The organism is Geodermatophilus obscurus, assembly GCF_900115395.1.
GTDB lineage: Bacteria > Actinomycetota > Actinomycetes > Mycobacteriales > Geodermatophilaceae > Geodermatophilus > Geodermatophilus obscurus_B.
This window is the reverse complement of record NZ_FOWE01000004.1, coordinates 228,170-251,102: the sequence shown is the minus strand read 5'-3', so window position 1 is coordinate 251,102 and position 22,933 is coordinate 228,170. Positions and strand designations below refer to the sequence as shown.

Here is a 22,933-nt window from a genome sequence, read left to right as displayed (position 1 = left end):
CCGTCAGCCGTCGATGAGGTCGCGCTGGGCGGGCAGCAGGCGGTCCATGGCGGCGACGTCGGCGGACGCCCCGAGACCGAGCACGTCCACGCTGGCCAGGTGGCTGCCGTAGCCGACGTAGCAGCGCTGGTAGTAGCCGTCGCCCGACTCGAACCAGAAGCACGGCGCGTCCGGGACCGAGGGCAGGGTGAAGCGGGTGCCGCCGAACTCGGCCTCCTCCAGCTCGGCGAAGGCCGTGTAGACGGCGTTGGTCTCCGCCGACGACGGGAAGGCGTAGAGCGCCACCGCGTAGCTCAGGTCGCCCTCGGCCGACTGCTTGGAGTAGAAGCCGCGGAACCCGTTGGCGCGGAGCAGGTCGCGCTCGCGCGCGGGGTCGATCGCCAGCCGCAGGTAGCCCTCGAGATCGTAGGGGCCGGAGAACTCGGTGAACTCCCCCGGCGGGTCGAGGGTGACCTGCTGGAGGCCGTCGGGGTCGGTGGGCAGGGAGGGCACCTGGTCCTGCGGTGTCGGCGTGAACCCCTCGAGCAGCCCCACCTGGTCGGCCATCAGCCGGCCCGCCTCGTCGAGCCCCTGACCGGGCGCGGTGGAGTGGTACGCGTAGGCCAGCATCCGGCCGACCGGCACGAACGCCTGGACGACGTCCTCGCCGCCGCCCTCCTGCAGCAGCACCTCGCCGTCGATCCCCGGGATCTCGGCCGCCTCGTAGCCGCCGGCCTGGTCGGCGGCGAGCTCGGCGGCGGCCCGCCGCGCGGACTCGGGGTCCGACAGCTCGGCGACCATGGTCAGGGTGCCGGCACCGTCAGCGGGGTCGCTGTTGCACTGGCCCCACGCGGTGACGAAGCCCCAGCGGTCGAGGACCGGCCCGGCCGTCCCGCTGCCGAAGTAGGCGGCGTCCAGCGCGGCGGAGTCGCTCCACGGGCCGGACGGGAAGCAGGTGTCGGTCCGCGCCGGGAAGGTGGCCTGGACCAGGGAGGTCACCGAGGCGATGCGGTGCGCCTCGAGCAGCGTGCCGACGGAGGGCTCCGGTGCGGGCGTGACGTCGACCGGCGGCTCCGCCGGTGTCGTGGGTGCCGGCGGCTCGCTCGTCGTCGGCGGTGCGCCGGCCAGCGGTGTCGCCGTCCCGCTCACCGTGGTCGTGCACCCCGTCAGCAGCACCGCTGCCGCCGCGGCGGCCGCCCCGACCGCCACCCGTCGACCCCGCGTCCCCGTCACGAGCGGGCAGGGTAGGCGGGCCGGGGCGGCGGGTCACGGGGTCGCGGCGCCGTCCACCCGGCGGAGTCGGCCAGTCGAGACGTCGTAGACGGTGCCGCAGACCTCCTTCGACAGCAGGAACGGGCTCTCCTGCAGCAGCCGGATCGACTCGCGGACGTCGTCGTCGACGTCGGTGAAGGCCCGCGCCGGCCACGGCGGGCGCGCGCCGGTCGCCTGCTCGACCAGGTCGGTGAAGGAGGCGTCGTCGGTCTTCTGCAGGCCGCAGTCGGTGTGGTGCACGAGCACGATCTCGCGCGTGCCCAGCAGGTGCTGGGAGATGGTCAGCGAGCGGATGGTGTCGTCGGTGACCACGCCGCCGGCGTTGCGGATGACGTGCGCGTCACCCACGGCCAGGCCCAGGAGCGGGAACAGCGGCATGCGCGAGTCCATGCACGCGACGACCGCGACCCTCCGCGCCGGGGCCACCGGCAGCTCGCCTGCGAAGTCGCGGGCCCACTGCTCGTTCGCGGCCAGCATCTGCTCGTACTCGGGCATGTGCGCGTCCCTCCCGGTCGGTGAGGCATAGGAAGCTCTCCGCACGTCTCGGGCGCGCGGACGTGCGCACAGCTTCCTATGCCTCGACGGCGCGCCCGCGGGCGCATCGGACAGGATGGCCGGGTGCGCACGGTCGAGGAACACCAGGCGGTGGTGGCCGCCCTGCTCGCGCCCCTCGGCGAGGAGGAGGTCCCCGTCCCGGCGGCACACGGCCGCGTGCTCGCCCGGGACGTGCGCGCCGGGGTGCCGCTGCCCGGCTTCGACAACTCGGCGATGGACGGCTACGCGGCCCGCTCGGCGGACCTGGCGGACCTGCCCGTAAGGCTGCCCGTCGCCGACGACATCCCGGCCGGCCGCACCGGCGTCGATCCCCTCGCCCCGGGCACCGTGCAGCGGATCATGACCGGCGGGCTGCTGCCACCGGGCGCCGACGTCGTCGTGCCGGTCGAGCTGACCGACGCCGCCACCGACGTCGTCGAGATCCGCGACGCCCCCGATGCCGGCACCCACCTGCGCCGCGCCGGGGAGGACATCACCGCCGGCACCGTCGCGCTGGAGGCCGGCTCACCGCTGGGCGCGGCACAGCTGGGCCTGGCCGCCGCCGTCGGCGCGCGGACCCTGTGGGTGCGCCGCCGGCCACGGGTGCTGGTCCTGTCCACCGGCAGCGAGCTGGTCGAGCCGGGCGAGCCGCTGCTCCCCGGGCAGGTCTACGAGTCCAACTCGCTGCTGCTGTGCGCCGCGGTCGAGGACGCCGGCGGCACCGCCCGGCGGCTGCACTTCGTCCCCGACGACGTCGACGAGTTCCTCACCACCGTGCGCTCCGAGCTGGCCGACGCCGACCTGCTGGTCACCAGCGGCGGGGTGAGCGCCGGCGCCTACGAGGTGGTCAAGGACGCGTTCAGGACGCTGGGCACCGTCGAGTTCGGCAAGGTGGCCATGCAGCCCGGCGGCCCGCAGGGCGCGGGCACCGTCGACGGCGTCCCGGTCGTGACGCTGCCGGGCAACCCGGTCAGCTCGTTCGTCTCGTTCGAGGTGTTCGTCCGCCCGGCGCTGCGCCGCGCGCTCGGCCACGCCGCGCCTGACCGGCTGCGCGCGCCGGCGGTGCTCACCGCGCCGCTGCGCTCCCCCGCCGGGCGCCGGCAGTTCCTCCGCGGCCGCTACGACGCCGGCCGTGTCTCCCAGGTCGGCGGTCCCGGCTCGCACCTGGTCGCCCACCTGGCCCGGGCCAACTGCCTGGTCGTCGTGCCCGAGGACGTCACCGAGCTGCCGACCGGCGCCGAGGTGGACGTCGTCCTGATCGAGGGAGCACTGCAGTGACAGACCGCCTCACGCACGTCGACGAGAGGGGCGCGGCCCGCATGGTCGACGTCTCCGCCAAACCGGTCACCGCCCGGGAGGCCACCGCCGCCGGGCGGGTGCTGGTCAGCCCCGAGGTGGTCGCGCTGCTGCGCGGCGAGGGGGTGCCCAAGGGCGACGCGGTGGCCGTCGCGCGCATCGCCGGGATCGCCGGGGCCAAGCGGACGCCGGACCTCGTCCCGCTGTGCCACCCGATCGCCCTGCACGGCGTGACCGTCGACGTCGAGGTCACCGACGACGCCGTGGAGATCACCGCCACCGCCCGCACCGCCGACCGCACCGGCGTGGAGATGGAGGCGCTGACCTCGGTCGCCGTCGCCGGGCTGACGGTGATCGACATGGTCAAGGCCGTCGACCCGCGCGCGTCGATCACCGACGTGCGGCTGCTGGCGAAGTCCGGCGGCAAGAGCGGGGAGTGGCGGCGATGAGCGAGCTGCCCGCCGACGCCCGGGCCATGGTGCTGACGGCGTCCAACCGCGCGGCGGCCGGGATCTACGAGGACCGCAGCGGCAAGGTCCTCGCCGAGGGCCTGGAGCGGCTGGGGTTCGACGTCGAGGGCCCACACGTGCGGCCCGACGACGCCGCGGAGCTGGAGGCGGTGCTGCGCAACGCGGTGGACGCCGGCTTCGACGTCGTCCTGACCACCGGCGGCACCGGCCTGTCCCCCACCGACGTCACGCCGGAGGCGACGCGCGCGATGCTCGAACGCGAGGCGCCGGGCATCGCCGAGGCGGTCCGCCGCCACGGCGCCGACAACGGCGTGCCCACGGCGGTGCTGTCCCGCGGCCTCGCCGGGACCGCCGGCCGGACGCTGGTCGTCAACCTGCCCGGCTCCACGGGCGGGGTGCGCGACGGGCTGGCCGTCCTCGGGCCGCTGCTCCCCCACGTCGTGTCCCAGCTCCGCGGCGGGGATCACCAGGCATAGGAAGCGATCCGCACGTCCGGCGTCCGCAGACGTGCGCAGAGCTTCCTATGCCTCGTCGGGAAGGACGATGCGCTCCTGACGCGAGTAGACGTTGCAGCCGTCCCCGCGCAGGAAGCCGACCAGCGTGATCCCGACGTCGGCCGCGAGCTCCACCGCCAGCGACGACGGCGCCGACACCGCCGCCAGCACCGGGATCCCGGCCATGGCGGCCTTCTGGGTCAGCTCGAAGCTCGCCCGCCCGCTGACCATCAGCACGTGCCCGGTCAGCGGCAGCCGCCCCGCCCGCACCGCGTCGCCGACCACCTTGTCCACGGCGTTGTGCCGCCCGACGTCCTCGCGCAGCGCCACCAGCTCGCCGTCGGCGGTGAACAGTCCGGCGGCGTGCAGCCCGCCGGTCTTCTCGAACACCTGCTGCGCCGCCCGCAGCCGGTCCGGCAGCGCGAGCAGCGTGGCGAGGTCCAGCCGCGTGCCGTCGGCGGCGACGTCGTGGCGGCTGCGGGTGCGGATGGCGTCGATGCTGGCCTTGCCGCACACCCCGCACGAGCTCGACGTCAGGAAGTTGCGGTCCAGCGCGGTCGCGGGCGGCTCGACGCCGGTCGCGAGGTCGACGTCGACGACGTTGTAGGTGTTGCGGCCCTCGTCGTCCACGGAGTTGCAATAGCGCAGGCCCGCGACGTCCTCGATGCCGGCGATGACCCCCTCGGTGGCGAGGAAGCCGTGCACCAGGTCGAAGTCCGCGCCGGGGGTGCGCATGGTGACCGCGAGGGGCGAGCCGGCGAGCCGGATCTCCAGGGGCTCCTCGGCGGCCACGGTGTCGGGCCGGGTGCTGCGCACCGGGCCCCGGATGCGGAGCACGGGCGTTCGGCTGGTGACTCGTCCCACGTCCGGCGACGGTACCCATGCCCGGCCCCTACGGTCGCCTCGTGAGCGCGACGACCGACCCGCTGTCCCCGTACGCGGCCGTCGTGCTCGCCGGCGGGCGCGCCGCCCGGCTCGGTGGCCGCGCCAAGCCGCAGCTGCAGGTCGGCGGCCGGACGATGCTGGCCACCGTCCTCGACGCCGTCGCCGACGCCCGCCCGCGGGTCGTCGTCGGCCCGTCGCAGCCGGTCGCCGACGGGGTGGTCCTCGTCCGCGAGCAGCCGCCCGGGGGCGGTCCGGTCGCCGCGATGCGCAGCGGGGTGGCCGCCGTCGACACCGACGTCGTCGCCGTCCTCGCCGGCGACCTGCCGTTCGTGACCGCAGCGCTGGTCCGGGAGCTCCGCGCGCGGCTGACCGACGACGGCGTCCTCGTCACCGACGACGCCGGCCGCGACCAGTACCTGCTCGGCGTCTGGCGGACGGCGCCGCTGCGGCGGGTCCTCGCCGGCGCCCAGGGGCCGGTCCCGGTCCGCCGGGTGGTCGCCGCCCTCTCGGTCACCCGGTACCGCCCGGTCCGCGCGCCCGGGACGCCGGCCCCGTGGACCGACTGCGACACCCCCGCCGACCTCGCCCGCGCCCGCGCGGCCGCCGGGGAGCTCGGCTGGGGGTGACCGGACCGCCGCGGAGGTGGTAGGACGGCGCCATGCGCGTCGCCGTCGCCGGAGCCCACGGACAGGTCGCCCGCCGTCTCGGTCGCCTGCTGGCCGGCCGCGGCGACACCGTGGTCGGCATCGTCCGCGATCCCGGCCACACCGCCGACCTGGAGGACGACGGGGTCACCCCGGTCGTCCTGGACCTGGAGTCCGCGTCGGTCGACGAGGTCGCCGATGCCGTCCGGGAAGCCGACGCGGTGGTGTTCGCCGCGGGCGCCGGGCCGGGCAGCGGCGCGGAGCGCAAGCACTCCGTCGACCACCGGGCCGCGGTGCTGCTGGCCGACGCCGCCGAGCGGGCCGGCGTCCGGCGCTACCTGCTAGTGTCCTCCATGGGCGTCGAGCAGGCACGCAAGGGGACGCCGAAGGGCATGGACCCGGTCTTCGCCGCCTACCTGCAGGCCAAGCTCCGCGCCGAGGACGTGATCCTGCCGCGCACGGCCCTGGACACGGTGATCCTGCGGCCGGGCCGGCTCACCGACGACGCGGGCACCGGGCGGGTCACCCTCGACCACGGCGTCGCGTTCGGCGACGTCCCTCGGGACGACGTGGCGGCGGTGCTGCTCGAGCTGCTCGACGCCGGCAGGACCGACGAGGTCGTCGAGCTCGTCAGCGGGGACACCCCCGTCGCCGACGCCGTCGCCGGATTGCCGTGATCGTCGCCTCCCGGCTCCTCGGCCCCCTCCATGGCGTCCCCGAGCCCGCGAGGGGACCCAGGAGGGGGTCCTCCGGCTAGGAGCGCAGCGCGCGGGTCTGCAGCACCCGGGCCGCGAGGTCGGCGTCGTCCGGGTAGTCGACCCGCACCAGCGTCAGCCCGCCGGGCGGGGCGACGACGACCTCGTCGGCGCGCTTCCGGCGGGTGAGCAGCGCGGCGGGCCAGCCCGGGTCGCGCCGCCCCTCCCCGACCGCCAGGAGCGACCCGACGAGGCTGCGGACCATCGAGTGGCAGAAGGCGTCCGCGGACGCCCCGACGGTCAGCAGGTCGCCCTCACGGGCCACCGTGAGCGCCTCGAGCGTGCGGATGGTGGTCGCCCCCTCGCGGCGGCGGCAGAAGGCGGCGAAGTCCTGCCGCCCGAGCAGCAGGGTGGCGGCCTCGGCCATGGCCGGAGCGTCGAGGCGGCGCGGCCAGCCGACCGTGTCGGCCCGGCGCAGCGGCGGCGGGCCGCCGTCGGCGTCGGTGAGCCGGTAGACGTAGTGCCGCGCCAGGGCCGCGAACCGGGCGTCGAAGCCCGGCGGGGCCTCGGCGACGGCGGGAACGGCCACGTCGGGCGGCAGCACCCCCCGCAGCCGGCGGACGAGGCGGCCGCCCTGGTCCTCCCACGCCGCACGGGGGACGTCGGTGTGCGCGACCTGGCCGGTCGCGTGCACGCCGGTGTCCGTCCGGCCCGCGACGGTCAGCCGCACGGGGGTCCGCAGCACGGTCGTGAGCGCCGTCTCGAGCTCGGCCTGCACGGTGCGCCGCCCGGGCTGGCGCGCCCAGCCGGAGAAGGCGGTGCCGTCGTAGGCGACGTCGAGCCGGAGACGGACGAGCCCGCCACCGGTATCGGTGGCGGGCTCGTCCGTGGGGTGTTCGCTGGTCAGCGAGGGCTCACCGGGGGTCGGGCGCGGACTCGCCGCCCGGGGAGTGGGTGCCCGCGGTGGCGGCGTCGCCGAGCTCGGCGGCCTCGATCTCCGCGGCGGCCGCGGCGGCGACGTCCGGGGACAGCACCGGGTCCTCGACGACGGCCACGTTCACGGCCTTCGGCTGCGGGGTGACCGCGTTGTCGTCCTGGCGCTCGCCGTCGGGGCTGAAGACGTCGGTCACGACCTGCTGGGACTCGGGGTCGACGTCGCCGGAGACCACGGCCGGCGAGGTGTCGCCGCCGGGACCGGTGGTCTCGCCCTCGAACGTCGCGCCCTGGTCACCACCGCCGGCGGAGACCCCGGCGGCGCCGGCGTCGCCGCCGACGCCGGGCTCCCGGTCGGTCACTTCGTGCCGTCCGTGTCCGCCGGGGACTCCGCGTCGGTGGCCACGGTGGCGGGGGCCTCGTCGGCCGCCTCGTCCTCGGTGGCCACGTTCTCGGTGGCGGCCTCGGCGGCGTCGTCGCCGGTGGTGGCGTCGTCGGTGGTGTCGTCGGCGGTGGTGTCAGCATCGGCAGCGTCGACGGTGTCGTCGACGGGAGCCGCCTCGACGGCGTCGGCGGTGACCTCACCGGAGGCGGCGGCCGCGCCGGCACCGGCGGCGAAGCGGGTGCCGCGAGCGCGCTCGGCCTCGCCGACGGCCTCCTGGGCGACGGTCAGGGACTCGACCAGCTCGATGACGGCCATCGGGGCGTTGTCACCCTTGCGCGGGCCGACCTTGGTGATGCGGGTGTAGCCGCCCGGACGGTTCTCGAAGCGAGGACCGATCTCGGCGAACAGCGTGTGGACGACGTCCTTGTCCCGGATGACCGTCATGACCTGGCGGCGCGCGTGCAGGTCGCCGCGCTTGGCGAAGGTCACCAGCTTCTCGGCGAACGGACGCAGCCGCTTGGCCTTGGCCTCGGTGGTGGTGATCCGCCCGTGCTCGAACAGCGAGGTGGCCAGGTTGGCCAGCATCAGCCGCTCGTGCGAGGGGGACCCGCCGAGACGGGGGCCCTTGGTGGGGGTGGGCATGTCGGTCCTTCCTCAGGCGGCCGGGCGGGCGTTGCCGGCTGCTTCCGGGTGGTGCTGTGTCTGTGCTGCTGTGTCCGTGCTCGGTGGCGGCCCGGAGCCGCCGGCCGGGTGGCGTCGCCACCACCCGGCCCGGCCCTGCTGCTCCCCGCCTGCTCGCGAGCAGTGGGGGCAGCGGGGTCCTTCCTCAGAGCTGCTCGGTCTCCTGGTAGGAGCCGTCGTCGTACTGGACCTGCCCGAACTCGGCGCCGTACTCGCCGGTGCCGTGGTAGGCGTCGGTCTCGTAGCCCTCGTCGTAGCTCTCGACCGAGGTCGGGATGAACCCGGGCGGGCTGTCCTTGAGCGCCAGGCCCATGGCTGCCAGCTTCATCTTGACCTCGTCGATCGACTTTGCCCCGAAGTTGCGGATGTCGAGCAGGTCGGCCTCGGAGCGGGTGACCAGCTCGCCGACGGTGTGCACGCCCTCGCGCTTGAGGCAGTTGTAGGACCGGACGGTGAGGTCCATGTCCTCGATCGGCATCGAGAAGTTCGCGATGTCGGCGGCCTCGGCCGGGCTGGGCCCGACCTCGATGCCCTCGGCGTCGACGTTCAGCTCGCGCAGCAGGCCGAACAGCTCGACCAGCGTGGACCCGGCAGAGGCGATGGCGTCGCGCGGGGCGATCGACGGCTTGGTCTCGACGTCGACGACCAGGCGGTCGAAGTCGGTGCGCTGCTCGACGCGGGTGGCCTCGACGGCGTAGGTGACCTTGAGGACCGGCGAGTAGATCGAGTCGACCGGGATGCGGCCGATCTCCTGGCCGGGCTGCTTGTTCTGCGGGGCCGGGACGTAGCCGCGGCCGCGCTCGACGACCAGCTCGATCTCCAGCCGGCCCTTGCCGTTCAGGGTGGCGATGTGCAGGTCGGGGTTGTGCACCTCGACACCGGCCGGGGGCGCGATGTCGGCGGCGGTGACCTCACCAGGGCCCTGCTTGCGCAGGTACATCGTCACCGGCTCGTCGGAGTCGGAGCTGACGACGAGGCCCTTGAGGTTGAGGATGATCTCGGTGACGTCCTCCTTGACCCCGGGCACGGTGGTGAACTCGTGCAGGGTGCCCTCGATCCGGATGCTGGTGACAGCAGCGCCGGGGATCGACGACAGGAGGGTGCGGCGCAGCGAGTTGCCGAGGGTGTAGCCGAAGCCGGGCTCGAGCGGCTCGATGACGAACCGCGAGCGCTGCTCGGAGATGGTCTCCTCGGTCAGCGTCGGACGCTGTGCGATGAGCATGGGTGTTCTCCTCTGGTTCCTCCGGCGCCCGCCATATGACGCCGTGAGGGGGGGTGGTGCGGGCCCCGGCGGACATCGGTCCGCCCGCCGGGGCCGGGTGGTGCTGTGGTGCTGCGAGCCCCTACTTGGAGTAGAGCTCGACGATCAGCTGCTCCTGGACCGGAGTGTCGATCACCTGGCGGGCCGGGACGCTGTGGACGACGGCGCGCAGCTGGCCGCTGATGACCTCAAGCCACGGCGGCACGGGGCGCTCGCCGGCCCGGGCCTGGGCGATCTCGAAGGGCACCATCCGCCGCGACTTCTCGGCGACCTCGAGGATGTCGTTCGCGCTCACCCGGTAGGACGGGATGTCGACCTTGCGGCCGTTGACCCGGATGTGGCCGTGCTTGACCAGCTGGCGGGCCATGTCGCGGCTCTCGGCCCAGCCGGCCCGGTACACGACGTTGTCCAGTCGCGACTCGAGGATCTGCAGCAGGACCTCACCGGTCTTGCCGGTCTTGCGGTTGGCCTCCTCGTAGTAGCCGCGGAACTGCTTCTCGAGGACGCCGTAGATGCGGCGGGCCTTCTGCTTCTCGCGCAGCTGCAGGAGGTACTCGCTGTCCTTGCTGCGGCCCCGGCCGTGCTCGCCCGGCGGATAGGGCCGGATCTCGATCGGGCACTTCGGGGACTCGCACTTGCTGCCCTTGAGGAACAGCTTCATCTTCTCGCGCCGGCACATGCGGCAGTCGGCTCCGGTGTAACGGGCCACGTCAGGTACTCCTCGTTCTTCTCGTCAGTGGCCGGTCAGACCCGGCGACGCTTCTTCGGGCGGCAGCCGTTGTGCGGCTGTGGGGTGACGTCCTGGATCTGCCCGACCTCGAGGCCGGTGGCCTGCAGGGAGCGGATCGCGGTCTCCCGACCCGAACCCGGGCCCTTGACGAAGACGTCGACCTTGCGCATGCCGTGCTCCTGGGCCTTGCGCGCGGCGTTCTCGGCGGCCATCTGGGCGGCGAACGGCGTCGACTTGCGCGAGCCCTTGAAGCCGACGTGGCCGGCGGAGGCCCAGCTGATCACGTTCCCGGTCGGGTCGGTGATCGACACGATCGTGTTGTTGAACGTGCTCTTGATGTGCGCGGCGCCGTGGGCGACGTTCTTCTTCTCCTTGCGGCGGACCTTCTTGGCACCAGCCGCGGCGCGAGCCCTGGGAGGCATGTCTCTCCGGTTTCCTTCTGAACGTTCAGTGGCCAGGTGAGCACGAGGGGCGCGCCGTCGCTCCCGCCCTCACGGGTCGTGCGACAGCGCGCCTCACGGCTTACTTCTTGCCGGCCTTCTTCTTGCCGGCGATGGTCTTGCGCGGACCCTTGCTCGAGCGCGCGTTCGTCTTGGTGCGCTGACCGTGCACGGGCAGGCCACGACGGTGGCGCAGGCCCTGGTAGCAGCCGATCTCCACCTTGCGGCGGATGTCGGCAGCCACCTCGCGGCGGAGGTCACCCTCCACGCGGAAGTGCTCGTCGATGTAGTCGCGCAGCTTCAGCAGGTCCTCGTCGCCGAGGTCCCGGACACGCAGATCGGGGCTGACGCCCGTCGCGGCCAGGGTCTCCTGGGCGTGGGCCTTGCCGATGCCGTAGATGTAGGTGAGCGCGATCTCCATCCGCTTCTCGCGGGGCAGGTCGACGCCGGCCAGTCGTGCCATGTCTGTAGGTACTCCCTCAGCCCTGCCGCTGCTTGTGGCGGGCGTTGTCGCAGATCACCATGACCCGGCCGTGCCGGCGGATCACCTTGCACTTGTCGCAGATCTTCTTCACCGACGGCTGGACCTTCACCGGTGCCGCCCCTCATTCCTGTCGATCGATGGCCGCCCGCGCGGCACCCGGAGGCGCCCCGCGCCGGCGGCGGTCACTTGTAGCGGTAGACGATGCGGCCGCGTGTCAGGTCGTAGGGCGAGAGCTCCACGACGACGCGGTCCTCCGGCAGGATGCGGATGTAGTGCTGGCGCATCTTGCCGCTGATGTGGGCGAGCACCCGGTGCCCGTTCTGCAACTCGACCCGGAACATCGCGTTGGGCAGCGGCTCGACGACGCGACCCTCGACCTCGATGGCCCCGTCCTTCTTCGCCATGCCCGACACGGCCTCCCTGACTCGGTGGTGCTGGTGGTGTGGTGCTGGAGTCGCGTGCGACCGTGCCGGAACCCGGCCGGGTCGTACGCGGTGGTTGCAGATCAGGTGGTGCAGGCGCTCCCGCGAGGGCGCCCTGCGTCATGCGGCCACAGCACGACGACAGGACGGCGCGAACGCCGTCGTTCACTGTACCCCGGTGTGGCGAGGTGCTCCAACCCGGCCTCTGTCACAACGGAAGGCCCCGTGAGGGGCGCTCCGTCAGGTACGGGGGGTGATCCCGAAGGGCGCCAGGCCCGCGACGCCGCCGTCCTCGGCGGTGAGGACCCAGGGGCCCTCGGGCGTGATGGCGACCGTGTGCTCGAAGTGTGCGGCCCGCGAGCCGTCCTTGGTGACGACGGTCCAGCCGTCCTCGAGCTCGGCCGTGGCCGGGTCTCCGACGGTCACCATCGGCTCGATGGCGAGCGCCAGACCGGGCACCAGGCGGGGACCGCGGCCGGGCCGGCCGTAGTTGAGGACGTGCGGGTCCTGGTGCATCTCGGTGCCGATCCCGTGGCCGCCGTAGTGGTCGACGATGCCGTACGGGTGCGATTCCGCGGTGATCGCCTGTTCGACGGCGGCGCTGATGTCGGTCAGCCGCCCACCGGCGACCGCCCGGGCCAGGCCGGCCCACATGCTGCGCTCGGTGACGGCGATGAGCGCGGCGTCCTCCACCGACGGCGGGCCCACGGTCACCGTGACCGCGGAGTCACCGTGCCAGCCCTGCAGGATGGCCCCGCAGTCGATCGAGATGTTGTCGCCCTCGGCCAGCGCACGCTGCGGGTCGGGGATGCCGTGCACGACCTCGTCGTTGATCGAGGCGCAGATGCTCCCTGTGAAGCCGTGGTAGCCGAGGAAGGACGGGATCGCGCCGGCCGAGCGGATGGTGTCCTCGGCGATCGCGTCGAGCTCCCCCGTGGTGACCCCGGGACGGACTGCGGCGCGCACCGCGGCGATCGCCCGCGCCACGACGAGGCCGGCGCCGCGCATGAGCTCGATCTCCTGCGGCGTCTTGATCTGGATCATGCGTCCACTCCACTTCGCCAGCAGCGGGAGGCGGGTCAGGATCCCGGCCGACATGCGCGGCGCCGTCCCCTCAGCTGTCGTCGGACCGTCCGGGCTGCCCGAGGGCGGTCATCACCCGGGCGGTGACCTCCTCGATGGTGCCGATCGCGTCGATGCGCGACAGCAGCCCCTCTCGCTCGTAGAACCCCGACAGCGGCGCGGTCTGTTCCCGGTAGACCTCCAGCCGGCGCCGGACGGTCTCGGGCTTGTCGTCGTCGCGCTGCACCCACTCGCCGCCCACGAGCATGCGGCGGCCGGAGAGCCGGCGGACCAGCTCCTCCTCCTCGACGACGAGCTCGACGACGCGGTCGAGGCGCTGGCCCAGCTGCTCGAGGGACCCGCGCAGCTGCTCGCCCTGGGCGATCGTGCGCGGGAACCCGTCGAGCAGGTAGCCGGCCTTCGAGTCGGGCTCGGCCAGCCGGTCCTTGACCATGGCCACGGTGATCTCGTCGGGGACGAGGTCACCGGCGTCCATGTAGACCTTCGCCTTCAGGCCCAGGTCGGTCTGGCCGCTGACGTTGGCCCGGAAGATGTCACCGGTGGAGATGGCCGGCACGCCGAGCTCTCCGGCGATGATCTGCGCCTGGGTCCCCTTGCCGGCTCCGGGAGGACCGAGCAGCACGATGCGCACTACTTCAGGAACCCTTCGTAGTTGCGCTGGTTGAGCTGCGTCTCGATCTGCTTCACAGTCTCCAAGCCCACTCCCACCATGATCAGCACCGCGGTCCCGCCGAACGGGAAGTTCTGGTTCGCTCCCTGCTGGGTGATCGACAGGAAGAAGTTGGGCAGCACCGCGACGATCCCCAGGTAGATCGACCCGGGCAGGGTGATCCGGGAGAGGACGTACTGCAGGTACTCCGCCGTCGGCCGGCCGGGGCGGATGCCGGGGATGAAGCCGCCGTAGCGCTTCATGTCGTCGGCCCGCTCCTCCGGGTTGAAGGTGATCGACACGTAGAAGTACGTGAAGAACACGATCAGGCCGAAGTACAGGGCCACGTGCACCGGGCTGCTCTGGTCGATGACGTAGGTCTCGAAGAACTGCCGGACCGCACCGGTCTCGTCGCCCTGCAGCTGGGTGATCAGCTGCGGCAGGTACAGCAGGGACGAGGCGAAGATGACCGGGATGACGCCGGCCTGGTTCACCTTCAGGGGGAGGTAGGTCGACGTGCCGCCGTACATGCGGCGCCCGACCATGCGCTTGGCGTACTGCACCGGGATGCGGCGCTGCGCCTGTTCGACGTAGACGACCGCGCCGATGATCAGCAGTGCGAAGAGGCAGACGACGGCGAAGACGATGCCGCCACGGGTCTGCAGGATCGAGCCGCCCTCGGCCGGGATGCGCGCGGCGATCGAGGTGAAGATCAGCACGGACATGCCGTTGCCGATCCCCTTCTCGGTGAGCAGCTCGCCCAGCCACATGATCACGGCCGTGCCGGCGGTGAGCGTGATGACGAGGATGACCGTCGTCCAGATGCTCTGCGACGGGATGATCTCCTGCTGGCACCCGGGGAAGAGCTGGCCGCTGCGGGCCAGCGCGATGATGCCGGTGCTCTGCAGGACCGCGAGGGCGATCGTGAGGTAGCGGGTGTACTGGGTCAGCTTGGCCTGACCCGACTGCCCTTCCTTCTTCAGCTGCTCGAACCGCGGGATCACCACGACCAGCAGCTGCACGATGATGCTCGCCGTGATGTACGGCATGATCCCGAGCGCGAAGATCGACAGCCGCAGCAGCGCCCCGCCCGAGAACAGGTTCACCAGCGAGTAGACGTCGCGCTGGTCGGAGGCCTGCGCCTGCTCGAGACAGTTGTTGATCGCCTCGACGGAGACGCCCGGCCCGGGGATGGCGGCACCCAGCCGGTACACGGCGATGATCGCCAGGGAGAACAGCAATTTGCGCCGGAGGTCTGGCGTCCGGAACGCCGCGGCGAACGCCTGCAGCACGTGCCCTCCCCTTCTCGGTCGGACGAGGTTAGCAACGACGGAGGGCCTCCCTGCCCCCCACCACTCGCGGACGCGCGGCGGAGCCCTGCAGGGAGGCCGCGAGCGGTCCGCCGTCGGGGCGGCGGACCGAGCAGCAGACGACCCCCGGGGCTCGTGGTGCGGCCCCGGGGGTCGTCGTCGGCTCAGATGCGGGTGGTGCTGCCCCCAGCCGCGGAGATCTTCTCGGTGGCGGAGGCCGAGAAGGCGTGCGCGTGCACGGTGACCTGGACACCGCCCAGCTCACCGGTGCCGAGGACCTTCACCGGCTGGCCGCGGCGGACCGCGCCGGCGTCGGCGAGCGTGTCGGGGTCGACGTGCCCGCCCTGCGGGAACAGGGACGCGATCCGGTCGAGGTTGACGACCTGGAAGACGACCTTGTTCGGGTTCTTGAAGCCGGACATCTTGGGCAGCCGCATGTGCAGCGGCGTCTGACCGCCCTCGAAGCGTGCGGAGGTGTTGCCGCGCGCGCCGGTGCCCTTGGTGCCGCGACCGGCGGTCTTGCCCTTGGAACCCTCACCACGGCCGACGCGCGTCTTGGCGGTGTGGGCGCCCGGGGCCGGACGCAGGTGGTGGATCTTGATGGTCATGACGGGTCCCCGCTCAGATCTCTTCGACGGTGACGAGGTGCGTCACCGTGGCGACCATCCCGCGGATCTCGGGACGGTCCTCCTGCACGACCGAGTCGTTGATCCGCTTGAGGCCCAGGGACCGCAGCGTCTGCCGCTGGTTGGGCTTCGTGCCGATCGCCGACCGGACCTGGGTGACCTTCAGCTGCGTCATCTCAGACCCCCTGACCCGCACGGGCACGCAGCATGGCGGCCGGGGCGACGTCCTCGAGGGGCAGGCCGCGGCGAGCGGCGATCTCCTCGGGGCGGACGAGGTCCTTCAGCGCCTGCATGGTGGCGTGCACGATGTTGATCGGGTTCGACGAGCCGAGGCTCTTCGACAGCACGTCGTGGATGCCGGCGCACTCGAGGACGGCGCGCACCGGGCCACCGGCGATGACACCGGTACCGGGGCTGGCCGGCTTGAGCAGCACGACGCCGGCCGCCGCCTCACCCTGCACGGGGTGCGGGATGGTGCTGGCGATGCGCGGCACCTTGTAGAAGTGCTTCTTGGCCTCCTCGACGCCCTTGGCGATCGCCGCGGGCACCTCCTTGGCCTTGCCGTAGCCGACACCCACGGTGCCGTCGCCGTCGCCGACGATCACCAGCGCGGTGAAGCTGAAGCGCCGGCCACCCTTGACGACCTTGGACACGCGGTTGATGGCGACCACGCGCTCGATGAAGTTGCTCTTCTCGGCAGGCGCGCCGCCGGGCCCCCGCCCGCCGTCACGACGGTCGCGGCGGTCGTTGCCGCCGCCGGCGCCGCCGCCGCGTCGCTGTGGTCCTGGCATCAGACGTCCCTCTCGATCTGCTGGTCGGCCGAGTGGTCGGCCGCGTTGTGGGTCGGGCTGGTCATCAGAAGTCCAGCCCGCCCTCTCGTGCACCGTCGGCGAGCGCGGCGATGCGGCCCTGGTAGCGGTTGCCACCCCGGTCGAACACGACCTTGGTGATGCCGACCGCCTGGGCGCGCTCGGCGACCAGGGCGCCGACCCGGCGGGAGAGGGCGGACTTGTCGCCCTCGGACCCGCGGAGGCTGGCGTCCAGCGTGGAGGCGCTCACCAGGGTGCGGCCGACGGTGTCGTCGACCACCTGCACGTGGATGTGCCGCGACGAGCGGTTGACCACCATGCGCGGACGCTCCGCCGTGCCGGCGACGCGCTTGCGGAGCCGGTTGTGGCGGCGCAGCCGCGAGACGCGGCGCGCGGTGCTGATGTCGGTGCCGACGGGCGTGTGCACCCGAGCGGCCTTCTCGGTCTGTGCCATCACTTACCCGTCTTCCCGACCTTGCGCTTGACGACCTCGCCCTGGTAGCGGACGCCCTTGCCCTTGTACGGGTCCGGCCGGCGCAGCTTGCGGATGTTGGCGGCCACCTGGCCGACCTGCTGCTTGTCGATGCCGGTGACGCGCAGGCGCGTCGGCGACTCGACCGTGAAGGTGATGCCCTCCGGGGCACGCACCGGAACCGGGTGGCTGAAGCCGAGGGCGAACTCGAGGTCGCTGCCCCGGGCCTGCACGCGGTAACCGACACCGACGATCTCGAGCGTCTTCGTGTAGCCCTCGGTCACACCGGTGATCATGTTGGCGATCAGGGTGCGGGAGAGGCCGTGCAGTGCCCGGCTCTCGCGCTCGTCGTCCGGCCGCTGCACCGACAGGGTGCCGTCATCGGCCTTGGCGACGGTGATCGGCGCGGCGACGGTGTGGGCCAGCGAGCCCTTGGGGCCCTTCACGCTGACCGTCTGGCCGTCGATGGCGACGTCCACACCACCGGGAACCGGAATCGGCAGTCGTCCGATCCGTGACATCTCGCTCGCTCCTCTTACCAGACGTAGGCGAGGACTTCCCCGCCCACGCCCTTCTTGTTCGCCTGCCGGTCGGTCAGCAGCCCGGTCGAGGTGGAGATGATCGCCACCCCGAGGCCGCCGAGCACCTTGGGCAGCGCGTTCGACTTGGCGTAGACCCGCAGGCCCGGCTTGGACACCCGGCGGACGCCGGCGATGCTGCGCTCGCGGTTGGGGCCGTACTTCAGGTCCACCACCAGCTCCTTGCGGGTGGTGCCGTCCTTCTCGACCTCGTCGACGCGCCAGCCGGCGATGTAGCCCTCCTGCTGGAGGATCTCGGCGATCTTCGTCTTGAGCTTCGACGACGGCATCGCAGCCGAGTCGTGGTAGGCCGTGTTCGCGTTCCGCAGCCGCGTGAGCATGTCCGCGATCGGATCGGTCATCGTCATGGGTGTCGTGCCTCTCTCGCCGCGGTTCCTCACGCGTACCTCGCGTGGGCCTCTCGGCGACGGGGTGGTGCTGGGGTGCCGCCCCGCGCGGTCAGCGCGCCGGGCGGGTCGTTCTGCGGACTACCAGCTGGACTTCGCCACGCCCGGCAGCTCGCCGGCGTGGGCCATCTCCCGCAGGCAGATCCGGCACAGGCCGAACTTGCGGAAGACCGCGTGCGGACGCCCGCACCGCTGGCAGCGGGTGTAGCCGCGGACCGCGAACTTGGGCTTGCGGGCCGCCTTGTTGATCAGCGCCTTCTTGGCCATCTGTCTCTCCTGCCCCGGCTCAGCGGGTCGTGGTCACGACGGTCAGACCGGCGAAGGGGAACCCGAGCAGGCGGAGCAGCTCGCGACCCTCCTCGTCGGAGGTGGCGGTGGTGACCAGGGTGATGTCCATGCCGCGGGGCCGGTCGATCTTGTCGACGTCGATCTCGCGGAACATCGACTGCTCGGTCAGCCCGAACGTGTAGTTGCCGTGCCCGTCGAACTGCTTGGCGTTCAGCCCGCGGAAGTCACGGATGCGGGGCAGGGCCAGCGCCAGGAGCCGGTCGAGGAACTCCCACATGCGGTCGCCGCGGAGGGTGACCTTGGCGCCGATCGGCATGCCTTCGCGCAGCTTGAACTGAGCGATCGACTTGCGGGCCCGGACGACGGCCGGACGCTGACCGGTGATGGCGGTCAGGTCGCGCACCGCGCCGTCCATGAGCTTGGCGTCGCGGGTGGCCTCGCCGACGCCCATGTTGACGACGATCTTCGTCAGGCGCGGGATCTGCATGACGTTCTCGTAGCCGAACTCCTCCTGGAGGGCCGGCGCGATCGCCTCACGGTAGTGCTCGAGCAGGCGCGGGAGCTCGCGGGTGGGTGCAGTCATCGTCAGAGGTCCTTACCGGTCCGCCGCGACACCCGGATGCTGCGGCCTTCCTCGTCCTTGCGGTGGCCGACCCGGGTCGGCTTCCCCTCGGAGTCGATCACCATCACGTTGCTCACGTGGACGGGAGCCTCCTGGGTGACGATCCCGCCCTGCTGGGCGCCCCGCTGGTTGGAGCTGATGCGGGTGTGCTTCTTGACCCGGCCGACGCCCTCGACGAGCACCTTCTGCAGCTGGGGGTAGGCGGCGATCACACGACCCCGCGCGCCCTTGTCCTTGCCGGCCAGGACCACGACCGTGTCGCCCTTCTTGACCTTCATGGACGGGGCCTTCTTCTTGCTGTCGGTCTTCTTGGTGACGGCCATGGTCAGAGCACCTCCGGGGCGAGCGAGATGATCCGCATGAAGCGCTTGTCGCGCAGCTCGCGGCCGACGGGGCCGAAGATGCGGGTCCCGCGCGGGTCGCCGCTGTCACGGATGATCACCGCGGCGTTCTCGTCGAAGCGGATGTAGGAGCCGTCGGGACGACGACGCTCCTTGGCGGTGCGGACCACGACGGCCTTGACGACGTCGCCGCGCTTGACGCCGGCACCCGGCAGCGCGTCCTTGACGGTCGCCACGATGACGTCACCGATGCCCGCGTAGCGTCGCCCCGAGCCGCCGAGCACACGGATGCAGAGGATCTCCTTCGCACCGGTGTTGTCGGCGACCCGCAGTCGCGACTCCTGCTGGATCACGTCCTACTCCCAATCTCAGTGGTGACAGCCGGGCCGGAACGGTGAACCGGCTGTCCGGTTCCCACGTGCGGACGCACCGGCAGCGGATGGCTGCCGGTGCGTCCGACACGGGTACCGGGATGCGGCGCCACCCGCAGGGGCGCCAGTCGTCCAGGGTACCCGGTCCTCGGGCCACCCCACAGGGGCGGTCCGTCACAGGACCGGGACGCCACGGACGGGCTACTTCGCCTTCTCGACGACCTCGACCAGGCGCCAGCGCTTGGTGGCCGACAGCGGCCGGGTCTCCATGATCTGCACGCGGTCACCGATGCCGGCGACCCCCTGCTCGTCGTGGGCCTTCAGCTTGCTGGTCCGGCGGATGACCTTGCCGTAGAGGCCGTGCTTCACACGGTCCTCGACCTCGACGACGATGGTCTTGTCCATCTTGTCGCTGACGACGAGGCCCTCGCGGACCTTGCGGTACCCGCGGCCGGCCAGGCCGGGACCGCTGGCGACAGCGGCGTTGTCGGACTCGCTCATGCGACACCCTCGTTCGGGGCGGACGACAGGCCCAGCTCGCGCTCGCGCATGATCGTGTAGATCCGGGCGATGTCGCGACGGACGGTCTGCAGCCGCCGGTTGTTGTCCAGCTGGCCGGTGGCCACCTGGAACCTCAGGTTGAACAGCTCTTCCTTGTGCTCACGCAGCCGCGTGGCGAGCTCGTCGGCCGAGAGCTCGCGCAGCTCCGGAGCGGTCAGACCGGCGGCCATCACACCTCTCCTTCACGCGTGATGAAGCGGCACTTCATGGGCAGCTTGTGGATGGCGCGACGCATGGCCTCGCGGGCCACCGGCTCGGCCACGCCGGAGAGCTCGAAGAGCACCCGGCCGGGCTTGACGTTGGCGACCCACCACTCCGGCGAGCCCTTACCGGAACCCATGCGGGTCTCGGCCGGCTTCTTGGTGAGCGGGCGGTCCGGGTAGATGGAGATCCACACCTTGCCGCCACGGCGGATGTGCCGCGTCATGGCGATACGGGCCGACTCGATCTGCCGGTTCGTCACGTACGCCGGCTCCAGGGCCTGGATGGCGTACTCACCGAAGTTGATCTCGGTGCCGCCCTTGGCCCGACCGGAGCGGTCCGGGTGGTGCTGCTTGCGGTGCTTGACGCGCCGGGGGATCAGCACGTGTCAGCCCTCCGTCTGGGTGTCGGTGGCCGTCGCCTCGGCTGCCGCGGTCCCCTCGGGACCCGCTGCCTGGCCGACGGTCTGCTCGGGCGCGACCTCGCCGGAGGTCACGGCCACCGTGCTGTCGGTGGTGTCCGGGCCGGTGGTGTCCGGGCCGGTGGTGTCCGGGCCGCTGGTGCCCTCGGCCGCGGCGCGGCCGGCCTCGGTGCCGCCGGCGGTCGTGCCACTGGAGCCCGACCGGCGGGGGCGCTGCGGACGCTCACGGCGCTGCTGCCGGGCGGCCAGGGCCTCGAGGGCCTCCCGCTCGGCACGCGAGCCGCTGACGTCGCCCTTGTAGATCCACACCTTGACGCCGATGCGGCCGAAGGTGGTGCGGGCCTCGTACAGGCCGTAGTCGATGTTCGCGCGCAGGGTGTGCAGCGGCACACGGCCCTCGCGGTAGAACTCCGACCGGCTCATCTCGGTACCGCCCAGGCGCCCGGAGCACTGCACCCGGATGCCCTTGACCTGCGGGCTGCGCTGGGCGGACTGCATGGCCTTGCGCATGGCGCGGCGGAAACTCACCCGGCTCGACAGCTGCTCGGCCACGGCCTGGGCCACCAGCTGCGCGTCGGCCTCGGGGTTCTTGACCTCGAGGATGTTCAGCTGCACCTGCTTGCCGGTCAGCTTCTCCAGCTCGCCGCGGATGCGGTCGGCCTCCGCGCCGCGACGGCCGATGACGATGCCCGGCCGGGCGGTGTGGATGTCGACGCGGACCCGGTCACGGGTGCGCTCGATCTCCACCTTCGAGATGCCGGCGCGCTCCATGCCCTTGGTCATGAGCTTGCGGATGGCCACGTCTTCCTTGACGTAGTCCTTGTAGAGCTTGTCGGCGTACCACCGGGACTTGTAGTCGGTGGTGATGCCCAGGCGGAACCCGTGCGGGTTGACCTTCTGACCCACTAGCGGGTCCCTCCCCTCGTGTTGGCGCGCGGCTGCGTGCCCTGCTGCTGCGTCGCGGGGCCGGACTGGCCGGTGCGGCGTCGGGCGGTGCGGGACTTGCCGGCGAGCTCGGCACTGGAGCCGACCTCGCTCACCTCGACGGTGATGTGGCTGGTCCGCTTGTTGATGCGGTAGGCCCGGCCCTGCGCACGCGGACGGATCCGCTTGAGCGTGGGGCCCTCGTCGACGAAGGCGGCGCTGACGACGAGCGCGGCCGGGTCCAGCCGCAGGTTGTGCTCGGCGTTGGCGACGGCGCTCGCGACGACCTTGGCCACCGGCTCGCTGGCCGACTGCGGCGCGAACCGCAGCAGCGCCAGGGCCTCGTCGGTGGGCAGGTAGCGGATCAGGTCCACCACCCGGCGTGCCTTCATGGGCGTGACGCGGACGAACCGGGCGGTGGCCCGGGCGACCTGCGTCTCCTCTCCCAGCTGGGAAGTCATCTCGTGTCTCTCTCTCCCGGGACCGTGCTCAGCCCCGGCGGGACCGGCGGTCGTCCTTGACGTGGCCCCGGAAGGTCCGGGTGGGGGCGAACTCGCCGAGCTTGTGCCCGACCATGGCCTCGGTCACGAAGACCGGCACGTGCTTGCGCCCGTCGTGCACGGCGATCGTGTGGCCGAGCATGTCCGGGATGATGGTCGAGCGCCGAGACCAGGTCCGGATGACCGTCTTGGTGCCCTTCTCGTTCTGGACGTCCACCTTCTTGAGCAGGTGGTCGTCCACGAACGGGCCCTTCTTCAGGCTGCGTGGCATGTCTGTCGGACTCCTCTCCCGCTCAGCGCTTCTTGTTGGTGCGCCGACGGCGCACGATCAGGGCGTCACTGGCCTTGCGCTTGCGCGTGCGGCCCTCGGGCTTGCCCTTCGGGTTCACCGGGTGGCGACCACCGGAGGTCTTGCCCTCACCACCACCGTGCGGGTGGTCGACGGGGTTCATCGCGACACCGCGGACGGTCGGGCGCTTGCCCTTCCACCGCATGCGGCCGGCCTTGCCCCAGTTGATGTTCGACTGCTCGGCGTTGCCCACCTCGCCGACCGTCGCGCGGCAGCGGACGTCGACGTTGCGGATCTCGCCCGACGGCATGCGCAGCTGGGCGAAGCGGCCCTCACGGGCGACGAGCTGGACGCTCGTGCCGGCCGAGCGGGCGATCTTCGCGCCGCCGCCCGGGCGCAGCTCGATGGCGTGGACCACCGTGCCGACCGGGATGTTGCGCAGCGGCAGGTTGTTGCCCGGCTTGATGTCGGCCGCGGGACCGCACTCCACCGTGTCGCCCTGCTTGAGCCGCGCCGGCGCGATGATGTAGCGCTTCTCGCCGTCGGCGAAGTGCAGCAGCGCGATGCGGGAGGTGCGGTTGGGGTCGTACTCGATGTGCGCGACCTTGGCCGGCACGCCGTCCTTGTCCGCCCGACGGAAGTCGATGAGGCGGTAGGCGCGCTTGTGGCCGCCACCCTGGTGGCGAGCGGTCACCTTCCCGTGGACGTTGCGCCCACCGCGGCCGTGCAGCGGCCGGACCAGCGACTTCTCGGGATGGTCGCGGGTGACCTCGGCGAAGTCGGCGACGCTGGAGCCGCGGCGGCCCGGCGTCGTCGGCTTGTACTTGCGGATAGCCATTGCTGACTCAGTCCTCTATCTCTGGTCCGGAGGGCTCG

The 22,933-nt window shown here is 72.3% G+C and carries 37 protein-coding genes; 5 read left to right on the top strand and 32 right to left on the bottom strand.

Annotated features, from left to right (window positions below):
* Nucleotides 1–3: 3 nt before the first annotated feature.
* Nucleotides 4–1,212 (bottom strand): DUF7373 family lipoprotein, encoded by a 1,209-nt coding sequence (locus BM165_RS09805; RefSeq protein WP_143108099.1) that lies wholly within the window; start codon nucleotides 1,210–1,212, stop codon nucleotides 4–6.
* 33 nt (nucleotides 1,213–1,245) lie between these two features.
* Nucleotides 1,246–1,746: a beta-class carbonic anhydrase gene (locus BM165_RS09800; protein WP_075013333.1), complete on the bottom strand. Its 501-nt coding sequence runs from the start codon at nucleotides 1,744–1,746 to the stop codon at nucleotides 1,246–1,248.
* A 123-nt stretch (nucleotides 1,747–1,869) separates the two neighbouring features.
* On the opposite strand from BM165_RS09800, the gene moeA reads away from it, so the two are divergent.
* From moeA to BM165_RS09785, 3 genes are read left to right on the top strand one after another with little or no spacing between them, the layout of a single operon-like run.
* Nucleotides 1,870–3,063 carry a molybdopterin molybdotransferase MoeA gene (gene moeA / locus BM165_RS09795; RefSeq protein ID WP_075013332.1) on the top strand — a complete coding sequence of 398 codons (1,194 nt, stop codon included), beginning with the start codon at nucleotides 1,870–1,872 and terminating at the stop codon, nucleotides 3,061–3,063.
* On the top strand, nucleotides 3,060–3,530 hold the full coding sequence (moaC, locus tag BM165_RS09790) for a cyclic pyranopterin monophosphate synthase MoaC (protein ID WP_075013331.1): 471 nt from the start codon (nucleotides 3,060–3,062) through the stop codon (nucleotides 3,528–3,530). Before moeA ends, moaC begins: the two co-directional genes overlap by 4 nt.
* Complete coding sequence (locus BM165_RS09785; RefSeq protein ID WP_075013330.1) at nucleotides 3,527–4,027, top strand: MogA/MoaB family molybdenum cofactor biosynthesis protein; 501 nt, start codon at nucleotides 3,527–3,529, stop codon at nucleotides 4,025–4,027. Before moaC ends, BM165_RS09785 begins: the two co-directional genes overlap by 4 nt.
* 45 nt (nucleotides 4,028–4,072) lie before the next feature.
* Here the strand turns inward: BM165_RS09785 and fdhD are convergent, their stop codons facing one another.
* Entirely contained in the window at nucleotides 4,073–4,909 is an 837-nt protein-coding gene (fdhD, locus tag BM165_RS09780; protein ID WP_075013329.1) for a formate dehydrogenase accessory sulfurtransferase FdhD, read from the bottom strand.
* A gap of 41 nt (nucleotides 4,910–4,950) precedes the next feature.
* On the opposite strand from fdhD, the gene mobA reads away from it, so the two are divergent.
* Both mobA and BM165_RS09770 read left to right on the top strand, forming a co-directional pair.
* Nucleotides 4,951–5,556, top strand: a complete 606-nt coding sequence (mobA, locus tag BM165_RS09775) for a molybdenum cofactor guanylyltransferase (protein WP_280140699.1) — start codon at nucleotides 4,951–4,953, stop codon at nucleotides 5,554–5,556.
* Between the two features lie 32 nt (nucleotides 5,557–5,588).
* Nucleotides 5,589–6,251, top strand: coding sequence for an SDR family oxidoreductase (locus BM165_RS09770; RefSeq protein ID WP_075013327.1), 663 nt, complete (start codon nucleotides 5,589–5,591; stop codon nucleotides 6,249–6,251).
* Between the two features lie 76 nt (nucleotides 6,252–6,327).
* Here BM165_RS09770 and truA read toward each other — a convergent pair whose 3' ends face one another.
* The 29 genes from truA to rplB all read right to left on the bottom strand — a co-directional run bounded on the left by truA (nucleotide 6,328) and on the right by rplB (nucleotide 22,895).
* Nucleotides 6,328–7,176 (bottom strand): tRNA pseudouridine(38-40) synthase TruA, encoded by an 849-nt coding sequence (gene truA, locus BM165_RS09765; protein WP_075013326.1) that lies wholly within the window; start codon nucleotides 7,174–7,176, stop codon nucleotides 6,328–6,330.
* A 7-nt stretch (nucleotides 7,177–7,183) separates the two neighbouring features.
* Nucleotides 7,184–7,564: a hypothetical protein gene (locus tag BM165_RS09760; protein ID WP_075013325.1), complete on the bottom strand. Its 381-nt coding sequence runs from the start codon at nucleotides 7,562–7,564 to the stop codon at nucleotides 7,184–7,186.
* Entirely contained in the window at nucleotides 7,561–8,229 is a 669-nt protein-coding gene (rplQ, locus tag BM165_RS26205; RefSeq protein WP_075013324.1) for a 50S ribosomal protein L17, read from the bottom strand. The genes BM165_RS09760 and rplQ overlap by 4 nt, the downstream gene beginning before the upstream one ends.
* A 184-nt stretch (nucleotides 8,230–8,413) precedes the next feature.
* A complete protein-coding gene (locus BM165_RS09750) occupies nucleotides 8,414–9,490 on the bottom strand; it encodes a DNA-directed RNA polymerase subunit alpha (protein WP_075013323.1) in 1,077 nt (358 codons plus the stop codon).
* A 121-nt stretch (nucleotides 9,491–9,611) separates the two neighbouring features.
* Complete coding sequence (gene rpsD / locus BM165_RS09745) at nucleotides 9,612–10,238, bottom strand: 30S ribosomal protein S4 (protein ID WP_075013322.1); 627 nt, start codon at nucleotides 10,236–10,238, stop codon at nucleotides 9,612–9,614.
* Nucleotides 10,239–10,273: 35 nt separating this feature from the next.
* Complete coding sequence (gene rpsK / locus BM165_RS09740) at nucleotides 10,274–10,681, bottom strand: 30S ribosomal protein S11 (protein ID WP_012950456.1); 408 nt, start codon at nucleotides 10,679–10,681, stop codon at nucleotides 10,274–10,276.
* 100 nt (nucleotides 10,682–10,781) lie between these two features.
* Nucleotides 10,782–11,162 carry a 30S ribosomal protein S13 gene (gene rpsM, locus BM165_RS09735; RefSeq protein WP_075013321.1) on the bottom strand — a complete coding sequence of 127 codons (381 nt, stop codon included), beginning with the start codon at nucleotides 11,160–11,162 and terminating at the stop codon, nucleotides 10,782–10,784.
* A 16-nt stretch (nucleotides 11,163–11,178) separates the two neighbouring features.
* The gene (rpmJ, locus tag BM165_RS09730) at nucleotides 11,179–11,292 is read right to left on the bottom strand and encodes a 50S ribosomal protein L36 (RefSeq protein ID WP_012950458.1); all 114 of its coding nucleotides are present in this window, start codon (nucleotides 11,290–11,292) and stop codon (nucleotides 11,179–11,181) included.
* 73 nt (nucleotides 11,293–11,365) lie between these two features.
* On the bottom strand, nucleotides 11,366–11,587 hold the full coding sequence (gene infA, locus BM165_RS09725; protein ID WP_012950459.1) for a translation initiation factor IF-1: 222 nt from the start codon (nucleotides 11,585–11,587) through the stop codon (nucleotides 11,366–11,368).
* A gap of 258 nt (nucleotides 11,588–11,845) precedes the next feature.
* The gene (gene map / locus BM165_RS09720) at nucleotides 11,846–12,649 is read right to left on the bottom strand and encodes a type I methionyl aminopeptidase (RefSeq protein ID WP_075013503.1); all 804 of its coding nucleotides are present in this window, start codon (nucleotides 12,647–12,649) and stop codon (nucleotides 11,846–11,848) included.
* Nucleotides 12,650–12,719: 70 nt separating this feature from the next.
* The gene (locus BM165_RS09715) at nucleotides 12,720–13,319 is read right to left on the bottom strand and encodes an adenylate kinase (RefSeq protein ID WP_075013320.1); all 600 of its coding nucleotides are present in this window, start codon (nucleotides 13,317–13,319) and stop codon (nucleotides 12,720–12,722) included.
* Entirely contained in the window at nucleotides 13,319–14,629 is a 1,311-nt protein-coding gene (gene secY / locus BM165_RS09710) for a preprotein translocase subunit SecY (RefSeq protein ID WP_075013319.1), read from the bottom strand. The genes BM165_RS09715 and secY overlap by 1 nt, the downstream gene beginning before the upstream one ends.
* 182 nt (nucleotides 14,630–14,811) lie before the next feature.
* Entirely contained in the window at nucleotides 14,812–15,255 is a 444-nt protein-coding gene (gene rplO / locus BM165_RS09705; protein ID WP_075013318.1) for a 50S ribosomal protein L15, read from the bottom strand.
* Between the two features lie 13 nt (nucleotides 15,256–15,268).
* Nucleotides 15,269–15,448: a 50S ribosomal protein L30 gene (rpmD, locus tag BM165_RS09700; RefSeq protein WP_075013317.1), complete on the bottom strand. Its 180-nt coding sequence runs from the start codon at nucleotides 15,446–15,448 to the stop codon at nucleotides 15,269–15,271.
* A gap of 1 nt (nucleotide 15,449) precedes the next feature.
* Nucleotides 15,450–16,064, bottom strand: coding sequence for a 30S ribosomal protein S5 (rpsE, locus tag BM165_RS09695; protein WP_072919083.1), 615 nt, complete (start codon nucleotides 16,062–16,064; stop codon nucleotides 15,450–15,452).
* A 64-nt stretch (nucleotides 16,065–16,128) separates the two neighbouring features.
* Nucleotides 16,129–16,536, bottom strand: a complete 408-nt coding sequence (gene rplR / locus BM165_RS09690; RefSeq protein WP_075013502.1) for a 50S ribosomal protein L18 — start codon at nucleotides 16,534–16,536, stop codon at nucleotides 16,129–16,131.
* A complete protein-coding gene (gene rplF / locus BM165_RS09685; protein WP_075013316.1) occupies nucleotides 16,536–17,075 on the bottom strand; it encodes a 50S ribosomal protein L6 in 540 nt (179 codons plus the stop codon). Before rplF ends, rplR begins: the two co-directional genes overlap by 1 nt.
* Nucleotides 17,076–17,089: 14 nt before the next feature.
* Entirely contained in the window at nucleotides 17,090–17,494 is a 405-nt protein-coding gene (gene rpsH, locus BM165_RS09680; RefSeq protein ID WP_432276814.1) for a 30S ribosomal protein S8, read from the bottom strand.
* A 126-nt stretch (nucleotides 17,495–17,620) separates the two neighbouring features.
* Nucleotides 17,621–17,806 carry a type Z 30S ribosomal protein S14 gene (locus BM165_RS09675; RefSeq protein WP_075013314.1) on the bottom strand — a complete coding sequence of 62 codons (186 nt, stop codon included), beginning with the start codon at nucleotides 17,804–17,806 and terminating at the stop codon, nucleotides 17,621–17,623.
* A gap of 19 nt (nucleotides 17,807–17,825) precedes the next feature.
* Nucleotides 17,826–18,410 (bottom strand): 50S ribosomal protein L5, encoded by a 585-nt coding sequence (rplE, locus tag BM165_RS09670; RefSeq protein WP_143108098.1) that lies wholly within the window; start codon nucleotides 18,408–18,410, stop codon nucleotides 17,826–17,828.
* A 2-nt stretch (nucleotides 18,411–18,412) separates the two neighbouring features.
* On the bottom strand, nucleotides 18,413–18,772 hold the full coding sequence (rplX, locus tag BM165_RS09665; RefSeq protein WP_432276813.1) for a 50S ribosomal protein L24: 360 nt from the start codon (nucleotides 18,770–18,772) through the stop codon (nucleotides 18,413–18,415).
* Nucleotides 18,773–18,774: 2 nt separating this feature from the next.
* Nucleotides 18,775–19,143: a 50S ribosomal protein L14 gene (rplN, locus tag BM165_RS09660; protein WP_072919076.1), complete on the bottom strand. Its 369-nt coding sequence runs from the start codon at nucleotides 19,141–19,143 to the stop codon at nucleotides 18,775–18,777.
* Between the two features lie 219 nt (nucleotides 19,144–19,362).
* Nucleotides 19,363–19,662: a 30S ribosomal protein S17 gene (gene rpsQ / locus BM165_RS09655; protein ID WP_075013312.1), complete on the bottom strand. Its 300-nt coding sequence runs from the start codon at nucleotides 19,660–19,662 to the stop codon at nucleotides 19,363–19,365.
* A complete protein-coding gene (gene rpmC, locus BM165_RS09650; protein WP_075013500.1) occupies nucleotides 19,659–19,892 on the bottom strand; it encodes a 50S ribosomal protein L29 in 234 nt (77 codons plus the stop codon). The genes rpsQ and rpmC overlap by 4 nt, the downstream gene beginning before the upstream one ends.
* Complete coding sequence (rplP, locus tag BM165_RS09645; protein WP_073421352.1) at nucleotides 19,892–20,308, bottom strand: 50S ribosomal protein L16; 417 nt, start codon at nucleotides 20,306–20,308, stop codon at nucleotides 19,892–19,894. The genes rpmC and rplP overlap by 1 nt, the downstream gene beginning before the upstream one ends.
* Nucleotides 20,309–20,311: 3 nt before the next feature.
* Nucleotides 20,312–21,250 carry a 30S ribosomal protein S3 gene (rpsC, locus tag BM165_RS09640; protein ID WP_075013311.1) on the bottom strand — a complete coding sequence of 313 codons (939 nt, stop codon included), beginning with the start codon at nucleotides 21,248–21,250 and terminating at the stop codon, nucleotides 20,312–20,314.
* The gene (gene rplV, locus BM165_RS09635; RefSeq protein WP_075013310.1) at nucleotides 21,250–21,729 is read right to left on the bottom strand and encodes a 50S ribosomal protein L22; all 480 of its coding nucleotides are present in this window, start codon (nucleotides 21,727–21,729) and stop codon (nucleotides 21,250–21,252) included. The genes rpsC and rplV overlap by 1 nt, the downstream gene beginning before the upstream one ends.
* Before the next feature lie 28 nt (nucleotides 21,730–21,757).
* Nucleotides 21,758–22,039 carry a 30S ribosomal protein S19 gene (gene rpsS / locus BM165_RS09630; RefSeq protein WP_073421347.1) on the bottom strand — a complete coding sequence of 94 codons (282 nt, stop codon included), beginning with the start codon at nucleotides 22,037–22,039 and terminating at the stop codon, nucleotides 21,758–21,760.
* Between the two features lie 22 nt (nucleotides 22,040–22,061).
* Nucleotides 22,062–22,895 carry a 50S ribosomal protein L2 gene (gene rplB / locus BM165_RS09625; protein WP_075013309.1) on the bottom strand — a complete coding sequence of 278 codons (834 nt, stop codon included), beginning with the start codon at nucleotides 22,893–22,895 and terminating at the stop codon, nucleotides 22,062–22,064.
* Nucleotides 22,896–22,933: the final 38 nt, after the last annotated feature.